The sequence below is a fragment of the Tsukamurella pseudospumae genome, assembly GCF_001575195.1.
Taxonomy (GTDB): Bacteria; Actinomycetota; Actinomycetes; order Mycobacteriales; family Mycobacteriaceae; genus Tsukamurella; species Tsukamurella pseudospumae.
Genome location: NZ_LSRF01000001.1, coordinates 409441 through 433344, shown reverse-complemented (window position 1 = coordinate 433344; position 23904 = coordinate 409441). Strand labels below are relative to the sequence as shown.

The following is a 23904-nucleotide window of genomic DNA, read 5'->3' as shown; positions in this document are numbered from 1 at the left end:
GGCCGGTTCTCGGCCCTTCAGTGTGACATCGGAGCTGTCCGGCCGTCTTCGACACGATCCCGAGAGGCTCCCGCGGCTCAGTTCGCGCGAGGCGCCACCTCGCAGGCCGCGACGACGCCGAGCGCGGTGAGGAGGACCACGTCGATCCGTTGGACGCGCCGCAGTTCCGGGCTGGGCGCACCGATGGATCCGGCCAGCGCGAGGAACGAGCCCACGGACACGGTCCCCGCGGCGAGGGCCGGTCGGCGGTAGCGGGTGTCCGCGGCTCCGGCCAGGAGTGCCGCCCCGAGCAGCCCGAAGAAGGTGGCGCGGTGGCGCAGCAGGAGCTCGGTGCCGGCGTCGGGCACCGCGACCCCGTAGGTGCTCTCGACGCGCTCACGGGAGAGCACGGCGACGCTGGGGAGCAGGTGCGCGAGCCCCACGCCGGCGAGGAGTGTGCGCTGCAGTCGGTGCGTGTTCACGGTGGGATTCCTCCGGTGGTCGGTGTGCGGTGCTTCTAGCATCGGAGAATGACCGCCGCCGCGCTTCCGGAAACGTGCGCAGTCCCGGGCGTGCTGTGGGTCTCGCCCGCGACGGCGCTGTACCTGGGGCCGTCGCTCGGGCTCGCGGCGCATTCGACCTCGGTGCACTGCCTCGTGGTCGGGGCGGACGGTCCGGTCCGGATCGAGGTCGGAGCACACACAGTGACGGGACGCAGCGTCCTGGTGCCGCCGCGCACCGTGCACCGCGTGCTCGCCGAGCCCGGGACGCGGATCCTGTTCTGCTACAACGACGCCACCGCCGCTCGGGCGCGCGATCTGACCGTGTTGATGACTCGCCCCGGCGTGTTCGCGACCGGCCATCGCCACGAGGCGGAGTTGCTGCGCCTGTGTGGGGGAGGCGCACCGTCGGGCAAGGATCTGCGCGCTGCGGCCTTCGGCGAGGGAACGGCTCCAGAGCCGCGGATCCGGCGCACGATCGAGCGCGTGCGGGCCGACCCGGTCGGCTGCACGGCGATCTCCCTCGCGCAGGCGGAGGGCCTCTCGACGCCGTACGTGCTCCGCCTGTTCAGCAGGGAGACGGGGACCAGCTTCCGGCGGTACCGGCTGTGGATGCGGATGCTGCGTGCCGCCGAGTCGATCGCCGCCGGTGCCGACCTCACCCGCGCCGCGGCGGACGCGGGATTCGCGTCTCCGTCGCACTTCAGCGACGCGTTCCTCGCGATGTTCGGGCTCAGCGCCACCGCGTTGTTCGGCACGGGTGCGACGCTGGTCGTCGGCGATTCACCCGCAGACTGGTAGGAAATCCGCTGGGCGCTGGGCGCCGGCGACGCGATACTGAGCCCCCATGAATCCGGGTGGACTTCCGAACACGTTCCGAATATCGTGGAGGTATGAGCGAGCGAGCTACCCGACGATCATCGGAGCTGAGTAAGAACCCGGCCAAGGTGTTCGCCGAGGCGGAGGGGCATCCGGTGACGGTGACACGCCGTGACGGGGAGGATCTCGTGCTCATGTCTCAGCGAGAGGCGGACGGGCGCGAACGCATGCTCGAGTTCGCTGCGCAGCTCATCGGTGTCGCAGTGGACGGTGATGGGCCCCTCGCGGATCGGATGGCGAAGGCGTTCCCGTGGATGCTCGCCCTGTCCGCCGCGGACCGCAGCAGGTGTGCGCAGGACCTGGTCGACGCTGCGCGCGCGTCGTTCTCCACCGAGCAACCTCATCGGGTGCTCTCCGAGTTGACCTCCTGGAAGGAGACCGCGACTGCTATCGCTGCCGGTCTGGGGCAATCCGACCACGAATGGCTCGATGACGCGGACGACACACTTGTGGAGCGCCCGTAGTGGCCGGCAAAGGCGAGCTGGTGCCCCGGCCGGCGAAGAGGACTGAGTACGAGATCCGTTTCGCCACCTCCCACGCTCGAAAGGGTTGGCAGGATCTCGCTGCGACGATACGGAGTCCGCTGGCCGATACCTGGGACTTCCTGACCCGAACGCCCCTGGCGAACGTGCCGACCAACTATCCGCTGAAGGGCGCGCTCGGCACGGTCACTCGGGATGGACGGGCCCACGAGAGATGGCAGCACAAGCCCACGAAGCAGGGCGATGCTCGAATCTGGTTTTACGTCGACGGGCGCACGGTGTATCTGGAGCAGGTCCACACCAGCCACCCGAATGCGACGAAGTAGGCCGGAGCCGCGAGTGGGAGTCCGGTTCGGGCTCCGGCTCGAAATCCGCTGGGCGCTGGGCGCCGGCGACGCGATACTGGACCGATGGCGACCCAGTACGACTACATCTCCGAGCGATTGCAGGCGTTCATCGAGGAGCAGCACATGTTCTTCGTCGCGACGGCCGCGCCCGACGGCCGGGTCAACGTCTCCCCGAAGGGCCTCGACTCACTGCGGATCGTCGGCCCCAACCGCGTGGTCTGGCTCAACGGCACCGGCAGCGGCAACGAGACGGCCGCCCACCTGCTGCGGAATCCGCGGATCACGTTGATGTTCTGCGCCTTCGAGGGCAAGCCGCTCATCCTGCGCCTGTACGGAACGGCGCGGGCGGTGCACGACGGTGACCCGGGCTGGCCCGAGCTCATCGCCTCCTTCCCGCCGATGCGGGGCGCCCGCAACATCTTCGACGTGGAGGTCGATCTCGTGCAGACCTCCTGCGGCTTCGGCGTGCCCCTCTACGAATACGACGGCCAGCGCACCCTCATGGACTCGTGGGCCGAGAACAAGGGCGACGAGGGGCTGGAGCGGTACCAGCGCGAGCGCAACGTCCACAGCATCGACGGATTCCCGACGGGGCTCCCCGTCCGGTAACGACGCCGACGGCCCGGCGGTCGAGCTGCCGGGCCGTGGGTCGTGTTCGGTTGTGGGGGAGGGGGTTACTTGTCGTCGCCGGTGGTCGGCTTCTCGTCGTCCGACGGTGCCGTGTCTGGCTTGTCGGCCTCCGGTGTCACCTTCTCCGTGACGACGGTGTCGCTCCCACCGGTCACCTTGTCGCCGGTCTTATCGTTTCCGCCGGTGATCTTGTCGCCGGCCTTGTCGAGACCGCCCGTGATCTTGTCGGCCCCGTCGGTGATCTTGTCGCTCACCGAGTTGAGCCCGCCGCTGATCTTGTCGGCGATGTCCTTCACCGGGGTACCCGTGCGATGCTTGCCCGCACTGGCGTCTGGGGCTCCGTCGTCCTCGCTGGTCGCACCGGCCGGTGCCGGGGACTGATCGTTATTCCCACTGACGGTGGGAATCGTGCCGGAAGTGGTTTCCGGAGTGGCGGGCGCGGCTGCCGGTGTCGGCGCCGACCGGAGCGCGAGTGGGTTCGCCGCGGGGGCGCTGGCCTGCTGCACAGCGGGAACGGGCTGCTGCTTGTCCGCCCCGGGCAGGTTCTTGCTTTGGTCCACTGCCCGCTGTGAGAGATCCAGGATGCTCGACGCAGTGTTGTTCACCATCGGGCCGTACTGCTGCGTTGCCAGGTCCGAGATCGGCTTGAGGGCGATCGTGGAGAACACCTGGTAGACAGGCCCGAACGCCGTCATTACGGGTGTGATGACTTTGTCAATGCCTAGTAGGTGCGTCAGCGAATCAACGCCGAATGGTGCCAAGACGCCGGTCGTGATCTGACCGAGCGGATCAGTGGGCAGGAGGGTCGACGGAATCAGTCCGGCTGAGGTATTCGGCCCGGTCTTCTGTCCCACCTGGAGCAGGTTGTCGGAGAACAACTTGATCCCGAAGAGCGACGGCGAGGTGAGTCCTGCACCCTCCACTCCAAAGTTGAAGCCCCCAAGGCCGTAGAGCAACGGAATAGGCACACCTAGAGGGTTCTGCATTACGAGCAGGTTCTGGCCGTTGTTGAGGTTGATGCCGTTTGTGCCGACGTAGTTGCCTGTCGTTACGTTCAGGTTCGTCAGTCCGAATCCGAGCGCAGTGTTCACGTTCGAAAGCGTTGCGCCAATCGGCGAGTAGACGCCGTTGGCTGTCGGAAGCAGGACATTTCCCCCGAGCGAGCCGAAGGAGGCCACCTTCATCGGTAGCTGCACACCTGAGCCGAAGATGGGGACTGCGATGACAGTCGTGATGTCATCTGTGCCGGTGAGCCACTTGGGGATGGTTACGGCCCCCGTCGGCATCGCGCCCCACCAACCCAATTTGGTCTGCAGGGGGAAGTTGTACGTGCCGTTGCCCTGCGGAACCCAGATGGTTCCGGACGGAAGCGTTCCATTCGGAAGGAGCGGAATCTTCGTGAGGTCGACTCCTGTGATCCCTCCCAGGATCCCCCCAATCCCGCCGGGGTCGAGCCCTACGATGCTCCCGAGATTCAGGGTAATGCCGCTCGGGGTCTTGAGGAAAGTGTTGAGAAATTGGGTTTGCCCGTTGACTCCGAGCAAGCCCCAGTTGTATCCGCTGGTGTACTTCGTTTGGGTGGCCTCAAGGCCGACGATGAGACTGCTGAGCGAAGCAGAATCAAGAACGTTAACGAACGGTTTGACTAGATCGCTGGAGAGGATGTTGCCGAGGTTGGTTCCCACAGTAGTGAGCACGTTGCCACCGGGAATCGTGGTTGGTAGCGGGAGGGCGATGGGCCCGCTGCCTGGCACCGAGATGTTTGGCACGACCCCCGGGATTGTAGTGGGAAGCGTGAGACCACCGACGTTCTTCAGGACCTGAGGAAGACTCGAGATCTTGGTGATGTCGACCTTCGAGTAGTCGGACCCGAAGACCGGAAGGAGGCCCCCGGTGCCGCCGGCGACCGGATTCCATACGCTCCCCCCGGCGTTGGACGCGTTGTTCGCGGCGTTGAGGAAGTTGTCCAGCGCATGTGAGTAGTCGCTGATCGCCTTGCTGTAGTCCGGCGCGGTCGTGGCAGCCTGGGCCGGCGCGCCCATCAAGCCGACGGCCGCGGTGGCGCCGACGGCGGTCGCTGCGACGGCGGTTCGTTTCGCGGCCAGCTTCGACGCCTTACGATGCTTCGCACTCATGGTGGGAGGTTCCTCTCGGACGAAATGCAGATGACGCAATCGTGCATCCGCGCTGAGAATAAGTCCGTTGAAGTGTTGAACATCAGCGATTGTGCAGAAGCAAATTTTGGGAGTTGGATGTCAAGTGTTTCTTGCTCTGCTATTGACCAAACCTAAGTTCCTGAAAGATTCGCGATAGGGTGGGGGCAACGAGTGGAAGGAAGCGAATGAGCCTCGCGGAGTTGTCCGAATGGCCCGTCGAGAACGCGGCGGGGGCGCTGCTGCGCACCGACCTCGGGCGTACCGTCGACACCTACGGAGATGTCGACCGACCGTACGAACTGGCTTCTGTCACCAAGCTTCTCGTCGCATACGGGGTCCTCGTCGCGATCGAGGAGGAGGCGATCGCGCTGCGGCAGCCCGCCGGGCCGGAGGGGAGCACCGTCGAACATCTCCTGGCGCATGCATCCGGCATCGCCTTCGATTCTCCCGCCGTGCAGGCGCCGCCGGCCAACCAACGTATATACAGCTCTTACGGCTACGAATTGTTGGCGCAACTGGTCGAGCGCGAGACCGGAATCCCCTTTCCGGAGTATCTCCGCGAGGCGGTGTTCGCGCCACTCGGGATGCGGAACACGGAGCTCGCGGGGCCGGCCGGGCACGGCGCGCGGTCCACGGTGGCCGATCTGGCCCGCTTCGCCGCCGAGGTCGCCGCGCCCACCCTGCTCGACCCCGGCACCGTCGGTGGTGCGCTGTCGGTCCACTTCCCGGGCCTGCCGGGCTTCGTGCCCGGATACGGCAAGTTCGCGAACAACACCTGGGGGCTCGGCTTCGAGGTGAAGGGCGACAAGCGCGCGCACTGGACGGGAACACGGAACTCGCCGCGCACCGTCGGGCACTTCGGGCAGGCGGGGACGTGCCTGTGGTTCGACCCGGACCTGCAGCTCGCAGCGGTGATCCTGACGGACCGGCCGTTCGGGGCGTGGGCGAAGCCGCTGTGGTCCGAGTTCAACGACCGCCTGATTTCTCAGGAACTTCAAGGCGTGTAACTGGCGCAACACGCGCATCATGGTGCACAATGGCTTCATAACTACATCGATGTGATAAAGCAGCAGCTGGTAGCTCCGCTCGTTCTCGACAGGTGGCTTGGGGAAGACGTCCTCGTCGAAACGAAGAAGGTGGCAACCATGCAGCAGCTGAGTCAGTTTGCAGAGGTGACGACGGGAGTCGTCTGGATTCACGCCGCACCTGCTGCACTGTGCCCGCACGTGGAGTGGGCACTGTCGAGGACCCTCGACGCCCGGGCCACCCTCAAGTGGTCCGCGCAGGAGGCCGTCCCCGGCACGCAGCGCGCCGTAGTCGACTGGGTAGGCCCGGTCGGCAGTGGCGCGCGGATGGCGAACACCCTGAGGGAGTGGAACTCCATCAGGTTCGAGGTCACCGAGGACCCCTCCGAGGGGGTCGACGGTGAGCGGTTCTGCTACGCCCCGGGACTGGGGCTGTGGCGCGGCACCATGAGCGCGTCCGGCGACACCCTGCTGGGCGAGGCACAGCTGCGCTCGATGATGCTCGAACAGGGCCCCGAGGGCATGCAGACCGCCATGGACTCGCTCCTCGGCACCGCCTGGGACGACGCGCTCGAGCCCTTCCGCATGGGTGGCCAGGGCGCCGAGGTCACCTGGCTCTCGCAGGCCGTCAGCTGACGGTCCACTTCAGACCTGCCTGAAACCCGGCCCGGGCGGGCGAGCGCGGCGCTGTGAAGCGATGGCGCCCCGCCGGGACCGGGATACCCCGCCGCTCATCGGCGAGAAGTTTGTCAGCCCGATCTGCCACCATCGGGACATGGCACTCTCCACGTCCGAGAAGCAGCAGTTCCTGGCCCAACCGCACGTCGCCGCGTTCTCCGTCGCCGAGCCCGGCCTGGGCCCGCTGACGGTGCCCGTCTGGTACGCCTACGAGCCCGGCGGCCGGCCGTGGATCACGATCGGCCCCACGTCCCGCAAGGCCCGCGCGCTCGAGGCCTCGGGGCGGTTCTCCCTGATGGTCGACACCGTCGAACCCCGCACGATGTACGTCAGCGTCGAGGGGCCCGTCGCCGAGTCGAGGACGTCGACGGAGGAGGAGATCCGCGCGATGGCCGCCCGCTACCTCTCCGGCCCGGCGCTCGACGGTTACCTCGACTTCGCCTTCGGGCAGTTGGGGGAGCATCTGACCGTGGTGCTCGAGCCCGAGCACTGGCTGGGGGCCGACCTCACGATGTAGATCGCCGACGGTGCCGGGGCGGCCCCGGCACCGTCGGGACGTCAGTACTTGACCCAACGGGCGGACGTGGGCGCGTAGTTGCAGGTGACCCGCACCCAGTACCACTTCCCGGTGGGCTGGGCGCCGGGCACGATCACCTCCCGGACGGCCTTGCTCGGCAGCGGGAACGGGATCGAGACGGTGTCGAAGTTCCAGCCCTGGGGCCGCGAGCGGTAGGTGCACCAGCCCGCGTCCCCGTACGTGAGGTTCCGGACGATCACCTTGGCACCGGCCCAGGTGGCGACCGGGTTGCTGAAGGTCACGGTCGCGGCGTTGGCCGCGCCGGAGCCCAGCAGCCCGCCGAGGGGGACGAGCGCCAGGGCGGCGGCGGTGGCGGCCGCCCTCTTGGTGGTTGAGTTCATGGGACTGTCCTTCTGATCGGTGGGTTGCTTGCCGGATCAGAATGGCTCGGCCCCAGGGGAATCGGCACGCGTAGCGGACTACCCGAAATCCTGCGAGCGAGGCGCGGGACTACTCGGGCACCGTCGAACCGGGAACCGTCGGAGATGCGAAACCGGCCGCCGGGATGCCCCGACGGCCGGTCTCTGGAGAAATGCTCAGTGCTCACCGGAGTGAGCGCCCGCAATCGACCCCCGACGAATCGGGAGGTGCAGGGTTTACTTGCCCTTCTCGGCCTCGTACTTGCCCTTGAGCTCGGCAGCGAGATCAGCGTTCTCGGCCTCGAGCTTCTGGATGTACGCGACGGCGTCGCCAACGGTCTTCAGGCCCGCGAGGTCCTCGTCCGGCACCTTGACGCCGTACTTGTCCTCGAGCTGCACGGCGATCTCGACCATCGACAGCGAGTCGATGTCCAGGTCGTCGATGAACGCCTTGTCCAGGGTGACCTCGGAGGGCTCGATGCCGGTGACCTCTTCGATGATCTCGGCGATGGCGGCGACGATTTCGTCCTGGCTGGTGGCCACAGTGGGTCCCTTTCCTTGTGTGACCCGACCCGCGATTTCGCGGAGACGGGAGTATCTGTGCGACGTACGTCGCGGGTTCGACGGTGCCGGGCGGCCCCGTCGGCGGTACGAAGGCTACTGCGCCGGGGCGAGCAGCTCGGCCAGATCGGCCGGGGTCTTCACGGCGACCTGCGGCACGCCCTTGAGCTCGCGCTTGGCGATGCCCACGAGGGCGCCGGCCGGCGGCAGCTCCACGACCATCGAGACCTCGGCCTCGCGCATGGTGGCGGTGCACAGGTCCCAGCGGACCGGGCGGGTGACCTGCGCGACGATGGCGGCGAGGGCCTCGGCGCCGGAGGTCACGGCCTTGCCGTCACGGTTGGACAGCAGGGTCAGCTGCGGGTCACGCGGGATGATGGACTGCGCGGCGGCCGCGACGGCCTCCTGCGCGGGGGCCATGAACTCCGTGTGGAAGGCGCCGGCCACGGCGAGCGGGCGCAGGCGCGCCTTCTCGGGGGCGTTGTCGGCCAGCTTCGCCAGGTTCTCGACGGTGCCCGCGGCCACGATCTGCCCGGAGGCGTTCATGTTGGCCGGGATGAGGTCGAAGGACTCGAGGGTGGCGAGCACGTCCTCCTCGACGCCGCCGAGCACGGCGGTCATCGACGTGGGGACGAGCGCGCAGGCCGCGGCCATGGCGCGGCCGCGGATCGCGGCCAGGCGCACGGCCTCGTCGGCCGTGATGACGCCGGCGACGGCGGCGGCGGCGAGCTCACCGACGGAGTGGCCGGCGACGACGGTGTCCGACGGCTGGTCGCCCATCTGCTCGAACGCGAGCAGTGCGGCGGCCACGACGAGGGGCTGGGTCACGGCGGTGTCCGTGATCTCGTCGGCCTCGGCGATGGTGCCGAGGCGGACCAGGTCGAGATCGGCGATCTCGGACCACGCGCGAAGGCGCTCCACGGCAGAAGGCTGGTCGAGCCATGCCGTCAGCATGCCGGGCTTCTGGGAACCCTGTCCGGGTGCGAGCAGTGCAATCACGCTTACCAGGAAACACCCCGGGAACCTGAAAGGAAGGTGTTGGAGCCTGAGAACCTGCCCCAGGTAATTTGTGGGGTTTCCACAAAAGTGCTGCTCAGCGAGTCCTGGCTGTTACCAGAGTGTTATTTGTGACTCGACTAGCTCAGTGAGAGGTCTGTGATTCGCGTCATAGCGGCGGGGGTGAAACGGTCCGGATTGGCCGCCGCGAGACGCCCGATCGTCGCTGCCACACGGAGCACGAAGGCGTCGCGCGGGTCCTGCGGATCGCGCCCGGTGATCTCCGCGATCTTCTTCAGGCGGTACCGCACGGTGTTGGGGTGGACGAACAGCTCGCGGGCGCAGGACTCCACCGCGCCGCCCGAATCGAGGTAGGCGTCCAGCGTGTCCGACAACGCCGAACCGGCTTCCTCGAGCGGCTTGACGAGCAACTCGTAGAGCGTGCGGCCCGCGTGCGTGTCGCCGATCAGGGCGCGTTCGGGCAGCAGCTCCCAGCTGTGCACCGGACGCGGGGCCCCGGGCCACCCCGCCACCGCGTTGACGCCGGCGATGGCCTCCACGGCCGATGCGTGCGCGTCCTCGAGAGTGGGCGTGGTGTGCCCGATCACCACGGGACCGTCGGCGAAGTGACGCATCAGCGCCTCCCCGAACGGGTCCCCGGTGGTGACCGCGCCGCTGACGATGACCACCAATTTGGTGCCCTGCACAACGGCGAGGGCCGAGCGGCCGTGCGACCGGGCCGTGTCGTGGACCGATCCGGCCACCGACACGTTCTGGTCCGGTGGGGGATTGCCGACGATGACGGTGGCCGACGCGACCGGGTCCCAGTTCAGGGCCGCGGCGCGGGAGAGGAGGTTCGCGCCGGTGTCGCCGCGGACGACCGCGTCGACGACCAGCGCCTCCATCCGCGAGTCCCACGCGCCCCGGGCCTCGGCGGCCGAGGCGTAGATCGCCGCGGCGCCGAATCCGATCTCCCGGCCGTACCGCAGCACGGCTTCGGTGAGCGCGATGAGCTGCTCCTCGTTGCGCGCCAGCAGCGGCAGCCAGCGCTCGAAGAACTCCATGGCCACGCGGACCATCTCGACGGTCTGCAGGAGCGTGACCCGCCGGGCCAGGTCCTGCGGCACCGACTGGAAGGCCGCCACGGTGTACGCGACGTCGCCGCCGTGGTCGATCCATTCCGCGAAGTTGACCACCGCGGTCTGGACGACCAGCTGGATCGACGCCCGCTGGCTGGCCTCCAGATCCGCGAAGTAGGGCAGCTGCTCCTCCATGGAGCGCACCGCCTCCGTCGCGACGCGGCCCGAGTACTGGCGGATCCTGGCGAGGATCGCCTCGGGCAGCACCTCACGGGGCTCGGGTCGCTTCCTGGTGAAGCCCCCCTTCCCCGGCCTCCCGGGGAGGGGGAACGAGCCCGTATCGGCGGTCATGGAGTCCTAGGCTACGCCGGGGTCCGAAACCTGCTTCGGGGCGGCGAGCACGTCGTCGATCCGGTACCGCTTCGCGGCCTCCGCGGCGACCGAGAAATCGAGCGCACCGTCGCGCGCGAGCCCCAGCAGAACACCCACGACGATCGACTCCGCGTCGACGTTGAAGTAGCGCCGGGCGGCCGGACGCGTATCCGAGAACCCGAAACCGTCGGTGCCGAGCGTGACATAGGTGCCGGGCACCCACTGCCGGATCAGGTCCTGCGTGCCGCGCATGAAGTCGGACGCAGCGATCGTCGGGCCCTCGGTGCCGGCGAGCACCTTCGTCACGTGCGGCGTGCGGAACTCCGCGGACGGATCGCGCAGCGCCGCCTTCTCCGACTCGATGCCGTCGCGGGAGAGCTCCACCCAGCTGGTGACCGAGAACACCGACGCCGAGACGCCCCAGTCCGCGGCCAGCATCTCCTGTGCCGCGAGCGCGTCGGGCATGGTCACGCCCGAGGCGAGGATGTTCGCCTTCTTCTCGTGCGTGCTCTCCGCGGGCTTGAACAGGTACATGCCCTTGAGCAGACCGTCGACGTCCAGGTTCTCCGGCTGCGCCGGCTGGCTGATCGGCTCGTTGTAGACGGTGATGTAGTAGTAGATGTTCTCCGGGTTCTCCCCGTACATCCGCCGCAGGCCGTCGATCACGATGTGCGCGAGCTCGTACGCGAACGCCGGGTCGTACGCGACGACGGCCGGGTTGGTCGACGCCAGCACGTGGCTGTGGCCGTCGGCGTGCTGCAGGCCCTCACCGGTCAGCGTGGTGCGGCCGGCGGTCGCGCCGAGCACGAAGCCGCGGGCCATCTGGTCGGCGGCGGCCCACAGGCCGTCACCCGTGCGCTGGAAGCCGAACATCGAGTAGAAGATGTACAGCGGGATCATCGGGACGTCGTGCGTGGCGTACGACGTGCCGACCGCGGTGAACGACGCCGTCGAACCGGCCTCGTTGATGCCCTCGTGCAGGATGACGCCCTGCGGGTTCTCCTTGTACGCGAGCATGAGCTGCGCGTCGACCGCCGTGTAGGTCTGGCCGAGCCGGTTGTAGATCTTCAGCGTGGGGAACCAGCTGTCCATGCCGAAGGTGCGCGCCTCGTCGGGGATGATCGGCACGATCCGCGGGCCGACCTCCTTGTCGCGCAGCAGCTCCTTGAAGATGCGCACGACCGCCTGCGTGGTGGCGACCTGCTGCTTGCCCGAGCCCTTGAGCATCACCTTCACGGCGTCGACGCCGGGCGTCTGGAGCACCTGGGCCTGCGTACGGCGCGACGGCACGAAGCCGCCGAGCTGCTTGCGGCGATCCAGCATGTACTGGATCTCCTTCGACTCCGGTCCCGGGGTGTAGTACGGCGGGAGGTACGGGTCCTTCTCCAGCTCCTCGTCGGTGATCGGGATCCGCAGGTGATCGCGGAAGCCCTTGAGGTCGTCGAGCGTGAGCTTCTTCATCTGGTGGGTCGCGTTGCGGCCCTCGAAGTTGTGGCCCAGGCTGAAGCCCTTGACCGTGTGGGCCAGGATAACCGTGGGCTGGCCCTTGTGCTCCATCGCCGACTGGTAGGCCGCGTACAGCTTGCGGTAGTCGTGGCCGCCGCGGCGCAGGCCCCAGATCTGCTCGTCGGTCATGTCCTGGACCAGCTCCTTGGTCCGCGGGTCGCGGCCGAAGAAGTGCTCCCGGATGAACGCGCCGTCGTTGGCACGGAAGGTCTGGTAGTCGCCGTCGGGCGTGTTGTTCATGATGTTGACGAGGGCGCCGTCGCGGTCCTTGTGGAGCAGCGCGTCCCACTCACGGCCCCAGATCACCTTGATCACGTTCCAGCCGGCGCCGCGGAAGAAGGACTCGAGCTCCTGGATGATCTTGCCGTTGCCGCGGACCGGGCCGTCGAGGCGCTGCAGGTTGCAGTTGACCACGAAGGTCAGGTTGTCCAGGCCCTCGGTCGCCGCGATCTGGATCTGGCCGCGCGATTCCGGCTCGTCCATCTCGCCGTCGCCGAGGAACGCCCACACGTGCTGGTCGGAGGTGTCCTTGATGCCGCGGTCGTGCAGGTAGTGGTTGAACCGAGCCTGCTGGATGGCGTTCATCGGACCGAGACCCATGGACACCGTCGGGAACTCCCAGAAGTTCGACAGCAGCCGGGGGTGCGGGTAGGACGGGAGGCCCTTGCCCTTGTCCTCGTGCGACTTCTCCTGGCGGAAGCCGTCGAGGCGCTCCGCGGGGATGCGACCCTCGAGGAAGGCGCGGGCGTAGATGCCGGGGGAGGCGTGGCCCTGGATGAACACCTGGTCGCCGCCGCCGGGATGGTCCTTGCCGCGGAAGAAGTGGTTGAAGCCCACCTCGTACAGGGAGGCCGCGCCCGCATAGGTGGAGATGTGGCCGCCGACCCCGACGCCCGGACGCTGCGCGCGGTGCACCATGACCGCGGCGTTCCAGCGGATGTACGCGCGGTAGCGGCGCTCGAGCTCCTCGTCGCCCGGGAACCAGGGCTCGAGGTCGGTGGGAATGGTGTTGACGTAGTCGGTCGAGGTGAGCGACGGGATGGACACCCGCTGCTCGCTCGCGCGTTCCAGCAGACGGAGCATCAGGTACCGGGCGCGGGCCGGGCCGTGCGTCGCGATCAGGTCGTCGAAGGACTCGATCCACTCGCCCGTCTCGTCCGGGTCGATGTCCGGTAGGTACGAGGCCACGCCCTCACGGATCACGCGGACGCGGTCCGGACGACCGTCGTTCGACGGTGCGGGCCCCCCTCCGGAAGTGGTTGCCGGGGTGGTGACGGTCGAGTCGGTCACAAGTGCTCCTCACGGGTCGCGAAGGCGGTACTGGATGATGCCGGGGGTGCGCGGTGTGTCGCAGATCCCATCCTGCCGCATTCGAAAGCTACTCGACAGTCGGATTCCGCGTGGTGGAATTCGCCAGGTCCGCAGGTGCGACTTCGGCGTACCCCGCTTGCGTGCGGGCGCACGTGCCGTAAGTTGACACGCAACACTGCTGAACGGACGGCATCGGGCCGTCCGTGCGAACGCGAGGAGGCTCCCACCGGTGTCCACGAATGGGTCATTCGCCCAGAAGATGGGCCTGCAGCCCGGAAACATCGTGCAGGAGATCGGTTGGGATGAGGACACCGACGACGACCTGCGCCTCGCCATCGAGGAGCTCACCGGCGCGGAGATGCTCGACGAGGACGTCGACGAGGTCGTCGACGTCGTGATCCTCTGGTGGCGGGACGACGACGGCGACCTGGTCGACACGCTCATGGACGTCATCACGCCGCTGTCCGACGACGGCTACGTGTGGGTGCTCAGCCCCAAGACGGGCCAGCCCGGCCACGTGCAGCCCAGCGAGATCGCCGAGGCCGCGCCCACCGCCGGCCTCACCCAGACCTCGTCGACGAACCTCGGGTCGTGGATCGGCTCGCGCCTGGTGCAGCCGAAGTCGGGGCGCGTGGCCAAGAGGTGACCACGCCCTGCCCCGACGGTGCGCCGTCCGCACCCCTGCAGGTCGGGGCGGTCGCGCCCGACTTCACGCTGCGTGATCAGAACAACCGGCCGGTCTCGCTCGAGTCCTATCGCGGGAAGAAGAACGTGCTGCTGGTGTTCTTCCCGCTCGCGTTCACGGGCACCTGCGAGAGCGAGCTCGGGGGCATCCGCGATTCGCTCCCGTCGTTCGAGAACGACGATGCCGCCGTCATCGCCGTGTCCGTCGGCCCGCCGCCGACGCACAAGGTGTGGTCGGGCTCGCAGGGCTACTTGTTCCCGATCGTGTCCGACTTCTGGCCGCACGGTGCGGTGTCGCGCGAGTACGGCGTGCTCAACGAGCGCAACGGCTACCCCAATCGCGGCACCTTCGTCATCGACCGCGACGGCGTGATCCGCTTCTCCGAGATGAACGAGCCCGGGGTCCCGCGCGATCAGTCGCTTTGGGAACACGCCCTCGCTGCGCTAGCCTCATCCGGCAAGCGCACATAGCTCAGTTGGTTAGAGTTCCGGTCTTACACACCGGCTGTCGGGGGTTCGAGTCCCTCTGTGCGCACCGATGCGGTCACCGGTCGCGGTAGCGCTCCAGGAGCCGTAGCCAGATCTCGCTGATCGTGGGGTACGCCGGCACCGCGTGCCACAGCCGCGCGATCGGGACCTCACCCACCACCGCGGTCGTGGCCGCGTGCAGGAGCTCGGCCACGGCGGGGCCCACGAGGGTCACGCCGATCACCACGCCCCGGCCCTCGTCGACGACCATCTGCGCCCGCCCGGCGTAGCCGTCCGCGTACAGGCTCGCGCCGGCCACCCAGCCCAGGTCGTAGTCGACCACCGCGATGTCCGTGCCGGCCTTCCGCGCCTGCGCCTCGGTCACGCCGATCGCCGCGACCTCCGGGTCGGTGAAGATCACCTGCGGCACCGCGGAGTGGTCGGCGGTCGCCACGTGCACGCCCCAGGGCCCGTCATCGACGGCCTCGCCTTTCGCCCGCGCCACGATCACGTCGCCCGCGGCCCGCGCCTGGTACTTGCCCTGATGCGTGAGTAGGGCACGGTGATTGACGTCGCCGGCCGCGTACAGCCAGTCGAAGCCGTCCACCAGCATCGTGTCGTCCACTGCGAGCCACGACCCGGGCTCCAGCCCGACCGTCTCGAACCCCAGGTCTGCGGTGCGCGGAGTCCGCCCGGTGGCTGCCAGCACCTCGTCGGCCACGACGGTCCGCCCGCCGGAGGTCTCGATGGTGACCTCGCCGTCCGTGCGCGTGACCCGCGTCGGTGACTCGCCGGTCACGATCTCGACGCCCACCGCGCGCAGCCCGTCCGCGACGGCCTCGCCCGCGAAGGGCTCGAGGTTCGTCAGCACGCCACTGCGCGCGATGAGGGTCACCGCCGAACCGAGCGAGGCGTACGCCGTGGCCATCTCGGTCGCGACCACGCCGCCGCCGATCACCGCGAGCCGCCCGGGCGCCGACCTCGCGCTGGTGGCCTCGCGGCTGGTCCACGGCCGCGCCGCGCGCAGGCCCTCGATGTCGGGCACGGACGCGTCCGTCCCGGTCGCGACGACGACGGCGTGTCGCGCGGTCAGGGTGGTCTCGGCACCGTCGGGCCCGGCGACGGTGACCCGGCGCGGCCCCGCGAGCCGGCCGTGCCCGCGGACGGTGACGATCCCGGACGCAGGCGCCCAGCGGGCCTGGCCGGTGTCGTCCCAGTCGTGGGCCACGGCGTCGCGCCGCGCGAAGACCTCGGACGGATCCAGCGCGGCGGGGCCGGCGAGGGCGCCGCGCACGTGTTGCGCCTCGCGCAGGGCCTGGCCCGGTCGCAGCAGCGCCTTCGACGGCATGCAGGCCCAGTAGGAGCACTCGCCGCCGTACAGGTCGCTCTCGATCAGGGCGGCGGTGAGCCCGCCCCGGACGGCGCGGTCGGCCACGTTCTCGCCGACCGGCCCGCCTCCGATCACGATCACGTCATAGGTCGTCTCGTCCATCGCGCACCTCCTCGGACCACCGTAGTGCGGGCGCCGGAAAAAGAAGATGCGGCGGCGTGCGACCACTGGCTACGCTGGGCCGGACCGTGACAGGCCCTGAGGAGGTGAGACCCGTGAACGTTTCAACGATGTCGGTGCTCCCTCCGATCCCACGGCTGAACTAGGTGTCATCACCAGGAGCGCCGCACAGGCTTTCCTGAAAGGCACCACCATGAACGATTCCTCTCTCACTCTGCAGCGCGCCGACGACGGTGACTGGCTCGCCGTCGATGCCGAAGGCCTGGTCATCGGCCGCGGCGGGACCTCGCGCAGGCCCGGCTTCATCAGCGTCGACGCCTGGAGCGCACCGGCCTTCGACCTGATCGCGGCGGCGATCCTCGCCGAGCTGCCCCTGCCTCTGTGCACCCTGGTCGCCGCCGGCGACGACGACCTGTTGGCCGCCTGGCGCCGCCACGGATTCGCCGAGCGCCGTCGGGAAGTGTTGTACCGCATCCCGTTCGACCCCGACGGGCCTCCTCCGCCGATCGCGGACCTGCCCGTGGTGCGCGCGGTCCGGCCGCACGCGGGACGGCCGACGCCCTTCCTCGCCGCCGACGTCGACGCCGCCGACCGGGCGACGATCGACGCCCTCGAGGCCGCGGGCGGGTCCGCCGTCGAGACCACGGTCGAGCTGGTGCGGGCATGACGAAGACAGCGCGCGGCATCGAGGCCTCAGGCACCGTCGTCGAAGGGCTGCGGAACGCGACCTTCCGGGTCGAGCTGGACAACGGGCACGTCGTGCTCGCCCACATCAGCGGGAAGATCCGGAAGAACTACATCAAGATCGTGCCGCTCGACCGGGTACTCGTGGAGATCAGCCCCTACGACCTCACGCGCGGCCGGATCCTGTTCCGGTACCGCAGCTGACCGGCGGGGAGCGGATCGGTCAGGAATCGAGAAGCACCCGGAACGGCCAGCTCATAGCGTTGTGGGCATGACGACATCAGTTTCCACCCCGGTCCGTTCCCTCACCCTGGAGGTCGCCGATCCGGCTGCCGCCCGGGCCTTCTACGACACCGCGTTCGGCCCCGACGAGCGACTGCGCGTCGCGCCCGCCGCCGGCGAGTCCACCGGCTTCCGCGGCTGCGTGGTCTCGCTCGTCGTGGCCGAGCCGGCCGTCGTGGACTCCTTCGTCGAGCCCGCCCTTGCGGCGGGCGCGACGGAGATCAAGCCCGCGCGGAAGTCCTTCTGGGGCTACGGCGGCGTGTTCCGAGCCCCCGACGGCACGATCTGGAAGGTGGCCTCCTCCTCGAAGAAGACCACCGGCGCCCCGCTGCGCGTCATCGACGACGTGGTCCTCCTGTTGGGCGTGGACGACGTGGCCGCCACCAAGGCGTTCTACGTCGAGCACGGCCTCACGGTCGCGAAGAGCTTCGGCCGCAAGTACGTCGAGTTCGACGCAGCGCCCGGTGCGGTGAAACTCGCGCTGTACGGGCGGAGGGCAGCGGCGAAGGACGCGGGCGTGCCCGCGGAGGGCAGCGGCTCCCACCGCCTGCGCATCGACGGTGTCCTCGGGGCCCTCACCGACCCCGACGGCTTCGTCTGGCAGTGAGTCGGCCTGGGCTACCGGCCATCGCCCTCGATGACCTGCCGCCTCTTGCCTTCGGCCGGAATCCTGCGAATGAATCGTGTTAGGACGCTGCGCCGATCAAGGTGGCTTCTCTGGCTTGCAGCGCGATGAGAGCGATGTCATCGGAAGCGATGCGCAAGTCGGGATCGCGCATGCTCAATGATCGATCGAAGCCCGCATCGATCTGCCCGTCGATGAACTCCCACAGGTCCGATTCGGATCCGGAACGCGGCAGCTCGATGACCTTCGCGCTCATCACTTGCTGGTCGATGTGCCAGATCAGTGCGGTGTTGTCGGCCAGGGTGCCGCGGACCTTCTCGAGTAGTCCGACCTCCGGGGCAGTGTCGAACACCACCTGTGCCTCATCGGTGGTCAGATGGACGAAGATCCCCAGCTGATCAGGATGGTCCTCCTCGAACACCCACAGCAGTCGAGCCGAGGAGTCGGGCAGTTTGGAGAGTGTGATCGACGTCAGGCCGTCCCAATGCTGAATGACCGTCGGAGCCTGGACCGGCGATTCGTGCATCCATGAGGTGTCAGGCATCAGGGGAGCCTCCTTGCAAGTTCAATCGATTCCAGTGTGGCACGACCGGGCAGGTCCCACCACCAGCGGTGTACGGCCTGATCGATCAGAGTCGCACCGAAATCCTTGTCCGCTCGGGCCATCATGTCCGTCATGTCGCCGTAGACACTCACGTGTCGAGGGATGCCGATCGAGGGCGTGCGCATCGGGAAGTATCCGGCATCCATCAGGTCGCCGGCGCGGAAGTAGCGAACGCAGTCCTTCTTCCGCGATCGTGCCGACTGCGGTCTCCGCCGCACCTGCCGAACCGTTTCCTCGATGGTCTGTGCTCCCTCGATCATGGAGACATCGACCTCCACCCAACGTTCCACCGCATGCTCGCGCCACAGCGGGACCTCGTTGAACACGGCGACGCCGGCCGATATCTTGCCGAGGTGAGTGAGTACCGAATCCGCGGGAACTGCTGCGAACGGGCGCTGCTGGGGCTCGTCCCAGCAGGATGAACGGGGTTCCACCATCGACGCTTCCTTCGTCGGGAGACCTCGGTGGCGGTCGGCGGTCCCCCTATACATTGGACGCATCAGGAGGCGGTTCGGTTCCCGATGTGCTGCGCTACGGTATTCCCTGCGGCGACTCGGCCGCCCCGCACCGGCCGCGCCACGTCACGGCGCCGCGAATGACACTCTCTTCGAAGAACGGGGCGTCCGCCCCGCAGCGGTGAATCCGCATCGGCCGCGGAAACCGCGGCCCGCGGTTCCCGCCATCACGTTGCTGAACGAATGGCGCGAGCACGTCGAGCGGACCGAACAACGTGTCCGCGACGGTGACTACGGCTATCGCACGGGATGTGAGTGCTGCGACGGCAACGTGCTCACGGACGCACGGGATCGCCTTGAGAGCATGATGCGCAACGGCGGTCGCAGAGCTCGGCGACTGCGAGTCGCGGTCGAGGAGCTGGATCGCCGATTCCTGCTCGTGACCGTGGAGGACCCGTACTCCTGGCGGTCGCAGTCGTGGTGGCGCCGCCGCGTACCGCACGGCTGATGGGCGAGGCGGCCCGCCGGGGCGGCGCGGGTGGCTACCATGAGCGGCGCATCGGGCAGGCCGGCGTCGTGGGCGCCTCGGATCGGGACGGGAACGCATGGCAGAGATCGACCTCGGCTCCGCGGGGACCGACCGCGATCGGGCCATCGAGGCGCTCCTCGGCGGCCTGGCGGACGCCATCGACCCCGACCGACTGAGCGACGAGATCCTCGAGGCGATCTACACCCGCGTCGAGGAGTTCGCGGAGGACGGCGACGAGGACCTGCGCCGCATGACCGGCACCGTCGCCACGCGGACCCTGCACGACGTGTGGCGCGGGCTGCGGCGCAGCTCGCGGACCGCGGAGCTCGACCCCCCGCCCGTCGCCGCCGCATGGCCGGCCGAGCTGGTCCACCGCGGCATCGAGCTGCACGCGATGCTGCGCGCCTACCGCCTCGGTCATGAGCTCGTCGAGGCCGCATGGCAGACCACGATCAGCAGGCTCGAGGCCGACGACGACGTGCGAGCCGAGGCGTTGCTCCGCGCGTCGCGCTTCTTCTTCGCCTACGTCGACGCCGTGTCGGTGCAGCTCACCCATACCTACATCGAGGAACGTGCTCGGCGGAACCGCGGCGCGGCCGTGCTGCGCGCCGAGACCGTCCGCGAGCTTCTCGACGGCGGCTCGATGCCGGCTGACCGGGCGTCGGCCGCGCTGCGCTACGACGTCAGTGGCACCCATGTGGGGTTCATCGTCTGGATGGAACCGTCCGAACCCGACGGCCGGCACGCCGTGACCCTGGAATCCGTCGCCGCTCGAGTCGGATCGGTCGTCGGTCGCGGGGGAGAGGTCATGCTCGTGCCCGTGGGGAACTGGGTCGTGTGGGGGTGGGCACGGGTCATCGCGCACGACCTCGATCGCGTCCGTGCGGAACTCGTGGTTCCCGACCCGGTTCACGTCACCGTCGGCGATGCGTCGCCCGGCATCGACGGGCTGATCCGCACGCACGACGAGGCCACTGCGGCGCGCCGCGTCGCGCGGTTCGCGGGGAACCGGAGCGAGCGGGTGGTGTTCCATCACGATGTCGCGTTGCTGGAGTTGCTCACCGCGGATCCCGTTGCTGCGCAGCGATTCGTGCGCGCGGAGCTCGGCCCCCTTGCCGTCGACGACGAGCAGGCGGCGCGGCTGCGCAGCACGGTGCAGGTCTACCTGGACGAGAACCTCAGCCCGATCCGGACGGCCCGACGACTCGGCGTCAACAAGAACACGGTGGTGAACCGGATGGAGAAGGTCGAGGACCTCCTCGGCCACGCGGTACTCAGCCGCCGGCGCGAGATCGAGGCCGCCCTCCGCCTCGCCGCGGCCGATCCCGTCGCCGACGACTGACCTCCGCGCCCGCTCTCGGCGGGGTGGCTCCCCGCACCAGTCGCGGCTCCCCGGAATGGCGCGGGACACCATTGTGAGCCCTGTCACCTGCTCATAGCGTTGTAAGCAGGCCGAAGCAGCCCCGCAGCGGCCCCTCACCCGCAAGGGGAGCACGGAGCCCGCGAGAACCGCAGGGACCAGCAGCACACGGAAGAGGGATGAACCATGTCGACAGTCACCTTCGTCGAACACGACGGCACCGTCCACGACGTCGACCTCGTCGAGGGCGAGTCGCTGATGGAGATCGCGACGAGCAACGGCGTCCCCGGCATCGATGGGGACTGCGGCGGCGAATCCGCCTGCGGCACCTGCCACGTCATCGTCGATGCGGACTGGATCGGCGTCACCGGCACGCGCTCCGACGAGGAGAGCCAGATGGTCGAGATGTCGCCGGAGTGCGTGCCGAACTCGCGCCTCGCCTGCCAGGTGCGGGCCCAGGCCAAGCTCGACGGGATCCTGGTGCACCTGCCCGAGTACCAGATGTAGCCGCGCTCAACAGCCCGAAAATTCTAGCAGCCCAAAGACTCTCCCATCAGACAGGCGGTCGAACGGAATCATGAACACCACGGACAGCGTTCTCGAGCGGGCCAAGGCCCGCGTACTGGACAAGGTGCAGTCGACGGTGCCCGTCGACCGGCAGGTGCAGGCGGCGCACCTCGTGGAGCGTGCGAAGCGCTTCACCGGCATCAGCAAGCCGGTCACCTTCGTCGAACAGCCGATCCCGGATCCGGCGGACGTGCCCCTCACCGACATCGACGTCAGCAACCCGTTCATGAACCGGCAGGGCAAGTGGTATCCGTACTTCGCCCGCCTGCGCGACGAGGCCCCGGTGCATTACCGGTCGGAGAGTCCGTTCGGGCCGTTCTGGTCGATCACGCGCTACGACGACATCCGCGCCGTCGACACCGATCCGGACACCTTCTCGGCGGAGCCGTACATCGTGCTCGGTCAGCCCCCGCTCGACATCGCCATGTTCATCGCCATGGACCCGCCGAAGCACGACGTGCAGCGCAAGGCCGTGCAGGGCGTGGTGGCTCCGAAGAATCTCAAGGAGATGGAGTCGCTCATCCGCGAGCGGGTCCAGGAGGTCCTCGACGGCCTGCCGATCGGCGAGCCCTTCGACTGGGTCGATCGTGTGTCGATGGAGATCACGGGCCGCATGCTCGCGACGCTGCTGGACTTCCCCTACGACCAGCGGCGCAAGCTGACCTACTGGTCCGACACGATCAGCGGCACCGGGCAGGGCACCGGCGGCACCACTGACCTCGACGGCTTCTACGAGGCCACGGGCGAGATGGCCCGCGCCTTCATGGACCTCTGGTACGACAAGGCCGCGCGTCGGGAGGCCGGCGAGGAGCCCGGGTTCGACCTGATCACGCTGATGCAGACCTCCGAGGACACCAAGGACCTGATCAACCGGCCGCTGGAGTTCCTGGGCAACCTGACGCTGCTCATCGTGGGCGGCAACGACACCACCCGCAACTCGATGTCGGGCGGTGTGCTCGCGCTCAACCGCTTCCCGGACCAGTTCGCCAAGCTCAAGGCGGACCCGTCGCTCATCACCAACATGGTTTCGGAGATCATCCGCTGGCAGACGCCGCTCGCGTACATGCGCCGCGTCGCGACGAGGGATGTGCACTTCGGCGGGCAGTTCATCCGCAAGGGCGATCAGGTGGTCATGTGGTACGCCTCGGGCAACCGCGACGAGCGCCAGTTCGAGAATCCCGACGACTTCGTGATCGACCGCAAGAACGCCCGCAACCACATCGCCTTCGGCTTCGGCGTGCACCGCTGCATGGGCAACCGCCTCGCGGAGATGCAGTTGCGCATCCTGTGGGAGGAACTGCTCCCGCGTTTCGAGGACATCACGGTGATCGGCGAGCCCGCGTACGTGCAGTCCAACTTCGTGAAGGGCTACGAGAAGATGATGGTCACCCTCACGCCACGTCGCTCGGACGACTCGGAGGAGGCGTCCCGATGAACGACGAACGGTTCCCGAAGCCCGAGCGCGTCGTCATCGTCGGCGCCGGCCACGCCGGCGCGCAGCTGTGCGCGGGCCTGCGCCAGGACGGATGGGAGGGGCGGATCCTGCTGATCGGCGACGAGCCCTCCCTGCCGTACCAGCGCCCGCCGCTGTCGAAGACCTACCTGGCAGGCACGACGACGCTGGACGACCTGCTCATCCGCAAGCCCGACTTCTACACCAAGGAGGGGGTCGACTTCCGGCAGGGACGGGTCGTCGGCATCGACCGCGAGGCCCGCACCGTCGACCTCGAGGACGGGGAGAGCCTCGGCTACGACGAGCTCGTGCTGTGCCTCGGAGCCCGGCCGCGACGCCTGGAGCTGCCCGGAGCCGACCTCGAGGGGGTCCATTACCTGCGCGACGCCGCCGACATCGGGCGCATCCGCGAGGACACGGCGACGGCGCGCCACGCCGTCATCATCGGCGCCGGTTACATCGGGCTGGAGACGGCCGCTTCGCTGCGCAAGCTCGGGATCGGGGTCACGGTGATCGAGGTCGCCGACCGTGTGCTGCAGCGCGTCACCGCGCCCGAGGTCTCCGAGTTCTACGACCGGGTGCACCGCGAGGAGGGCGTCGACATCCGCGTGGGCGTCGGCGTCGCGGGCCTCGAGGGTGACGACGGCCGGGTCACGGGCGTCCGCCTGTCCGACGGTGAGCTCGTCCGCGCCGAGCTGGTCATCGTCGGCGTCGGCGTGGTCCCCAATGTCGAACTCGCGGCGGCGGCGGGGCTGCCGGTCGACAACGGCGTCGTCATCGACGCGTACGGGCGCACGAGCGACCCGCACGTCTTCGCCGCCGGGGACTGCGCGAGCTACCACGACACGCGCTACGGCCGTCGGCTGCGGCTGGAGTCGGTGCCGAACGCGATGGAGCAGGCCAAGAGCGTCGCCGCCGCGATCTGCGGCGGGCAGAAGGAGATCGCCGCGCTGCCGTGGTTCTGGTCCGATCAGTACGACCTGAAACTGCAGATCGCGGGCCTGAACGCGGGGTACGACGAGATCGTGCTGCGCGGTGACCCGGCCGACGGGCGCGGCTTCGCGTGCTTCTACTTCGCGCAGGGCCGCCTCATCGCGGCGGACTGCGTCAACCGGGCGCAGGAGTTCATGTTCAGCAAGCGCGCGATCGCGCAGGGGCTCGCTCCGGACCGGGCGCTGCTGGCGGACCTCGAGACCCCGCTGAGGTCCCTCCTGGAGGCGCAGCCCGCCGGCTGAATCGCGGCTGG

The 23904-nt window shown here is 68.6% G+C and carries 27 protein-coding genes and 1 tRNA gene; 18 read left to right on the top strand and 10 right to left on the bottom strand.

All coding sequences use genetic code 11. From position 1 onward, the window contains the following. Positions 1 to 77: 77 nt before the first annotated feature. On the bottom strand, positions 78 to 461 hold the full coding sequence (locus AXK60_RS02000) for a hypothetical protein (RefSeq protein WP_068569296.1): 384 nt from the start codon (positions 459 to 461) through the stop codon (positions 78 to 80). Between the two features lie 48 nt (positions 462 to 509). Between AXK60_RS02000 and AXK60_RS01995 the strand changes: the two genes are divergently transcribed. The 4 genes from AXK60_RS01995 to AXK60_RS01980 all read left to right on the top strand — a co-directional run bounded on the left by AXK60_RS01995 (position 510) and on the right by AXK60_RS01980 (position 2796). Next, the gene (locus AXK60_RS01995) at positions 510 to 1280 is read left to right on the top strand and encodes an AraC family transcriptional regulator (RefSeq protein WP_068746550.1); all 771 of its coding nucleotides are present in this window, start codon (positions 510 to 512) and stop codon (positions 1278 to 1280) included. 92 nt (positions 1281 to 1372) lie between these two features. Further along, the gene (locus AXK60_RS01990) at positions 1373 to 1822 is read left to right on the top strand and encodes a type II toxin-antitoxin system Phd/YefM family antitoxin (protein ID WP_068569294.1); all 450 of its coding nucleotides are present in this window, start codon (positions 1373 to 1375) and stop codon (positions 1820 to 1822) included. Continuing rightward, positions 1822 to 2166, top strand: coding sequence for a hypothetical protein (locus AXK60_RS01985; RefSeq protein ID WP_068569293.1), 345 nt, complete (start codon positions 1822 to 1824; stop codon positions 2164 to 2166). The genes AXK60_RS01990 and AXK60_RS01985 overlap by 1 nt, the downstream gene beginning before the upstream one ends. Positions 2167 to 2250: 84 nt before the next feature. After that, the gene (locus tag AXK60_RS01980) at positions 2251 to 2796 is read left to right on the top strand and encodes a pyridoxamine 5'-phosphate oxidase family protein (protein WP_068569292.1); all 546 of its coding nucleotides are present in this window, start codon (positions 2251 to 2253) and stop codon (positions 2794 to 2796) included. A gap of 65 nt (positions 2797 to 2861) precedes the next feature. On the opposite strand, the gene AXK60_RS01975 is transcribed toward AXK60_RS01980, so the two are convergent. After that, a complete protein-coding gene (locus tag AXK60_RS01975) occupies positions 2862 to 4952 on the bottom strand; it encodes an antitoxin (RefSeq protein WP_068569291.1) in 2091 nt (696 codons plus the stop codon). Positions 4953 to 5158: 206 nt separating this feature from the next. Here AXK60_RS01975 and AXK60_RS01970 point away from each other — a divergent pair, with 206 nt between their 5' ends. From AXK60_RS01970 to AXK60_RS01960, 3 genes are all read left to right on the top strand, one after another. Beyond that, positions 5159 to 5980, top strand: coding sequence for a serine hydrolase domain-containing protein (locus tag AXK60_RS01970; protein WP_068569290.1), 822 nt, complete (start codon positions 5159 to 5161; stop codon positions 5978 to 5980). A gap of 138 nt (positions 5981 to 6118) precedes the next feature. Continuing rightward, entirely contained in the window at positions 6119 to 6634 is a 516-nt protein-coding gene (locus AXK60_RS01965; protein ID WP_068569906.1) for a DUF3145 domain-containing protein, read from the top strand. 139 nt (positions 6635 to 6773) lie between these two features. After that, the gene (locus AXK60_RS01960) at positions 6774 to 7193 is read left to right on the top strand and encodes a pyridoxamine 5'-phosphate oxidase family protein (protein WP_068569289.1); all 420 of its coding nucleotides are present in this window, start codon (positions 6774 to 6776) and stop codon (positions 7191 to 7193) included. Positions 7194 to 7234: 41 nt separating this feature from the next. Here AXK60_RS01960 and AXK60_RS01955 read toward each other — a convergent pair whose 3' ends face one another. The 5 genes from AXK60_RS01955 to aceE form a co-directional block, all read right to left on the bottom strand. Further along, positions 7235 to 7594 (bottom strand): hypothetical protein, encoded by a 360-nt coding sequence (locus AXK60_RS01955; RefSeq protein ID WP_068569288.1) that lies wholly within the window; start codon positions 7592 to 7594, stop codon positions 7235 to 7237. Between the two features lie 255 nt (positions 7595 to 7849). Next, positions 7850 to 8155: a meromycolate extension acyl carrier protein AcpM gene (gene acpM, locus AXK60_RS01950; RefSeq protein WP_068530048.1), complete on the bottom strand. Its 306-nt coding sequence runs from the start codon at positions 8153 to 8155 to the stop codon at positions 7850 to 7852. A 114-nt stretch (positions 8156 to 8269) separates the two neighbouring features. Next, complete coding sequence (locus AXK60_RS01945) at positions 8270 to 9172, bottom strand: ACP S-malonyltransferase (RefSeq protein WP_082777742.1); 903 nt, start codon at positions 9170 to 9172, stop codon at positions 8270 to 8272. 137 nt (positions 9173 to 9309) lie between these two features. Next, positions 9310 to 10599 carry a PucR family transcriptional regulator gene (locus AXK60_RS01940; protein WP_139057692.1) on the bottom strand — a complete coding sequence of 430 codons (1290 nt, stop codon included), beginning with the start codon at positions 10597 to 10599 and terminating at the stop codon, positions 9310 to 9312. Between the two features lie 6 nt (positions 10600 to 10605). Continuing rightward, positions 10606 to 13416: a pyruvate dehydrogenase (acetyl-transferring), homodimeric type gene (aceE, locus tag AXK60_RS01935; protein ID WP_068569286.1), complete on the bottom strand. Its 2811-nt coding sequence runs from the start codon at positions 13414 to 13416 to the stop codon at positions 10606 to 10608. 280 nt (positions 13417 to 13696) lie between these two features. Between aceE and AXK60_RS01930 the strand changes: the two genes are divergently transcribed. From AXK60_RS01930 to AXK60_RS01920, 3 genes are all read left to right on the top strand, one after another. After that, the gene (locus AXK60_RS01930; RefSeq protein ID WP_068569285.1) at positions 13697 to 14083 is read left to right on the top strand and encodes a DUF3052 domain-containing protein; all 387 of its coding nucleotides are present in this window, start codon (positions 13697 to 13699) and stop codon (positions 14081 to 14083) included. After that, a complete protein-coding gene (locus AXK60_RS01925; RefSeq protein WP_068569284.1) occupies positions 14080 to 14592 on the top strand; it encodes a peroxiredoxin in 513 nt (170 codons plus the stop codon). Before AXK60_RS01930 ends, AXK60_RS01925 begins: the two co-directional genes overlap by 4 nt. Then, positions 14583 to 14656, top strand: a tRNA-Val gene (locus AXK60_RS01920). The genes AXK60_RS01925 and AXK60_RS01920 overlap by 10 nt, the downstream gene beginning before the upstream one ends. Positions 14657 to 14665: 9 nt before the next feature. Here AXK60_RS01920 and AXK60_RS01915 read toward each other — a convergent pair. Next, complete coding sequence (locus tag AXK60_RS01915) at positions 14666 to 16081, bottom strand: dihydrolipoyl dehydrogenase family protein (RefSeq protein WP_068569283.1); 1416 nt, start codon at positions 16079 to 16081, stop codon at positions 14666 to 14668. Positions 16082 to 16292: 211 nt separating this feature from the next. On the opposite strand from AXK60_RS01915, the gene AXK60_RS01910 reads away from it, so the two are divergent. From AXK60_RS01910 to AXK60_RS01900, 3 genes are all read left to right on the top strand, one after another. After that, positions 16293 to 16766, top strand: coding sequence for a hypothetical protein (locus AXK60_RS01910; protein WP_068569282.1), 474 nt, complete (start codon positions 16293 to 16295; stop codon positions 16764 to 16766). Then, a complete protein-coding gene (gene infA, locus AXK60_RS01905) occupies positions 16763 to 16987 on the top strand; it encodes a translation initiation factor IF-1 (protein ID WP_068569281.1) in 225 nt (74 codons plus the stop codon). The genes AXK60_RS01910 and infA overlap by 4 nt, the downstream gene beginning before the upstream one ends. Positions 16988 to 17054: 67 nt before the next feature. Continuing rightward, a complete protein-coding gene (locus tag AXK60_RS01900; RefSeq protein WP_068569905.1) occupies positions 17055 to 17672 on the top strand; it encodes a VOC family protein in 618 nt (205 codons plus the stop codon). A gap of 79 nt (positions 17673 to 17751) precedes the next feature. On the opposite strand, the gene AXK60_RS01895 is transcribed toward AXK60_RS01900, so the two are convergent. Further along, on the bottom strand, positions 17752 to 18216 hold the full coding sequence (locus AXK60_RS01895) for a hypothetical protein (protein ID WP_139057691.1): 465 nt from the start codon (positions 18214 to 18216) through the stop codon (positions 17752 to 17754). Positions 18217 to 18233: 17 nt separating this feature from the next. Beyond that, complete coding sequence (locus tag AXK60_RS01890) at positions 18234 to 18731, bottom strand: hypothetical protein (protein ID WP_068569279.1); 498 nt, start codon at positions 18729 to 18731, stop codon at positions 18234 to 18236. Between the two features lie 250 nt (positions 18732 to 18981). Between AXK60_RS01890 and AXK60_RS27325 the strand changes: the two genes are divergently transcribed. The 5 genes from AXK60_RS27325 to AXK60_RS01865 all read left to right on the top strand — a co-directional run bounded on the left by AXK60_RS27325 (position 18982) and on the right by AXK60_RS01865 (position 23893). Then, entirely contained in the window at positions 18982 to 19257 is a 276-nt protein-coding gene (locus AXK60_RS27325; protein ID WP_139057690.1) for a hypothetical protein, read from the top strand. Between the two features lie 97 nt (positions 19258 to 19354). Beyond that, on the top strand, positions 19355 to 20620 hold the full coding sequence (locus tag AXK60_RS01880) for a PucR family transcriptional regulator (RefSeq protein WP_068569277.1): 1266 nt from the start codon (positions 19355 to 19357) through the stop codon (positions 20618 to 20620). Between the two features lie 204 nt (positions 20621 to 20824). Beyond that, positions 20825 to 21145 (top strand): 2Fe-2S iron-sulfur cluster-binding protein, encoded by a 321-nt coding sequence (locus AXK60_RS01875; RefSeq protein WP_068569276.1) that lies wholly within the window; start codon positions 20825 to 20827, stop codon positions 21143 to 21145. 70 nt (positions 21146 to 21215) lie between these two features. Then, positions 21216 to 22640, top strand: coding sequence for a cytochrome P450 (locus AXK60_RS01870; protein WP_068569275.1), 1425 nt, complete (start codon positions 21216 to 21218; stop codon positions 22638 to 22640). Further along, complete coding sequence (locus AXK60_RS01865; RefSeq protein ID WP_068569274.1) at positions 22637 to 23893, top strand: NAD(P)/FAD-dependent oxidoreductase; 1257 nt, start codon at positions 22637 to 22639, stop codon at positions 23891 to 23893. Before AXK60_RS01870 ends, AXK60_RS01865 begins: the two co-directional genes overlap by 4 nt. Positions 23894 to 23904 lie beyond the last annotated feature (11 nt).

Coding starts and splice junctions, on each gene's coding strand:
- AXK60_RS01900 (WP_068569905.1), top strand. CDS start 17,055: ATGACGACATCAGTTTCCACCCCGGTCCGTTCCCTCACCCTGGAGGTC.
- AXK60_RS01915 (WP_068569283.1), bottom strand. CDS start 16,081: ATGGACGAGACGACCTATGACGTGATCGTGATCGGAGGCGGGCCGGTC.
- AXK60_RS01910 (WP_068569282.1), top strand. CDS start 16,293: ATGAACGATTCCTCTCTCACTCTGCAGCGCGCCGACGACGGTGACTGG.
- AXK60_RS01990 (WP_068569294.1), top strand. CDS start 1,373: ATGAGCGAGCGAGCTACCCGACGATCATCGGAGCTGAGTAAGAACCCG.
- AXK60_RS01880 (WP_068569277.1), top strand. CDS start 19,355: ATGGCAGAGATCGACCTCGGCTCCGCGGGGACCGACCGCGATCGGGCC.
- AXK60_RS01960 (WP_068569289.1), top strand. CDS start 6,774: ATGGCACTCTCCACGTCCGAGAAGCAGCAGTTCCTGGCCCAACCGCAC.
- AXK60_RS01940 (WP_139057692.1), bottom strand. CDS start 10,599: ATGACCGCCGATACGGGCTCGTTCCCCCTCCCCGGGAGGCCGGGGAAG.
- AXK60_RS01955 (WP_068569288.1), bottom strand. CDS start 7,594: ATGAACTCAACCACCAAGAGGGCGGCCGCCACCGCCGCCGCCCTGGCG.
- AXK60_RS01965 (WP_068569906.1), top strand. CDS start 6,119: ATGCAGCAGCTGAGTCAGTTTGCAGAGGTGACGACGGGAGTCGTCTGG.
- AXK60_RS01865 (WP_068569274.1), top strand. CDS start 22,637: ATGAACGACGAACGGTTCCCGAAGCCCGAGCGCGTCGTCATCGTCGGC.
- AXK60_RS01980 (WP_068569292.1), top strand. CDS start 2,251: ATGGCGACCCAGTACGACTACATCTCCGAGCGATTGCAGGCGTTCATC.
- AXK60_RS01995 (WP_068746550.1), top strand. CDS start 510: ATGACCGCCGCCGCGCTTCCGGAAACGTGCGCAGTCCCGGGCGTGCTG.
- AXK60_RS01970 (WP_068569290.1), top strand. CDS start 5,159: ATGAGCCTCGCGGAGTTGTCCGAATGGCCCGTCGAGAACGCGGCGGGG.
- AXK60_RS01930 (WP_068569285.1), top strand. CDS start 13,697: ATGGGCCTGCAGCCCGGAAACATCGTGCAGGAGATCGGTTGGGATGAG.
- AXK60_RS01895 (WP_139057691.1), bottom strand. CDS start 18,216: ATGCACGAATCGCCGGTCCAGGCTCCGACGGTCATTCAGCATTGGGAC.
- AXK60_RS01890 (WP_068569279.1), bottom strand. CDS start 18,731: ATGGTGGAACCCCGTTCATCCTGCTGGGACGAGCCCCAGCAGCGCCCG.
- AXK60_RS01975 (WP_068569291.1), bottom strand. CDS start 4,952: ATGAGTGCGAAGCATCGTAAGGCGTCGAAGCTGGCCGCGAAACGAACC.
- infA (WP_068569281.1), top strand. CDS start 16,763: ATGACGAAGACAGCGCGCGGCATCGAGGCCTCAGGCACCGTCGTCGAA.
- AXK60_RS01875 (WP_068569276.1), top strand. CDS start 20,825: ATGTCGACAGTCACCTTCGTCGAACACGACGGCACCGTCCACGACGTC.
- AXK60_RS01870 (WP_068569275.1), top strand. CDS start 21,216: ATGAACACCACGGACAGCGTTCTCGAGCGGGCCAAGGCCCGCGTACTG.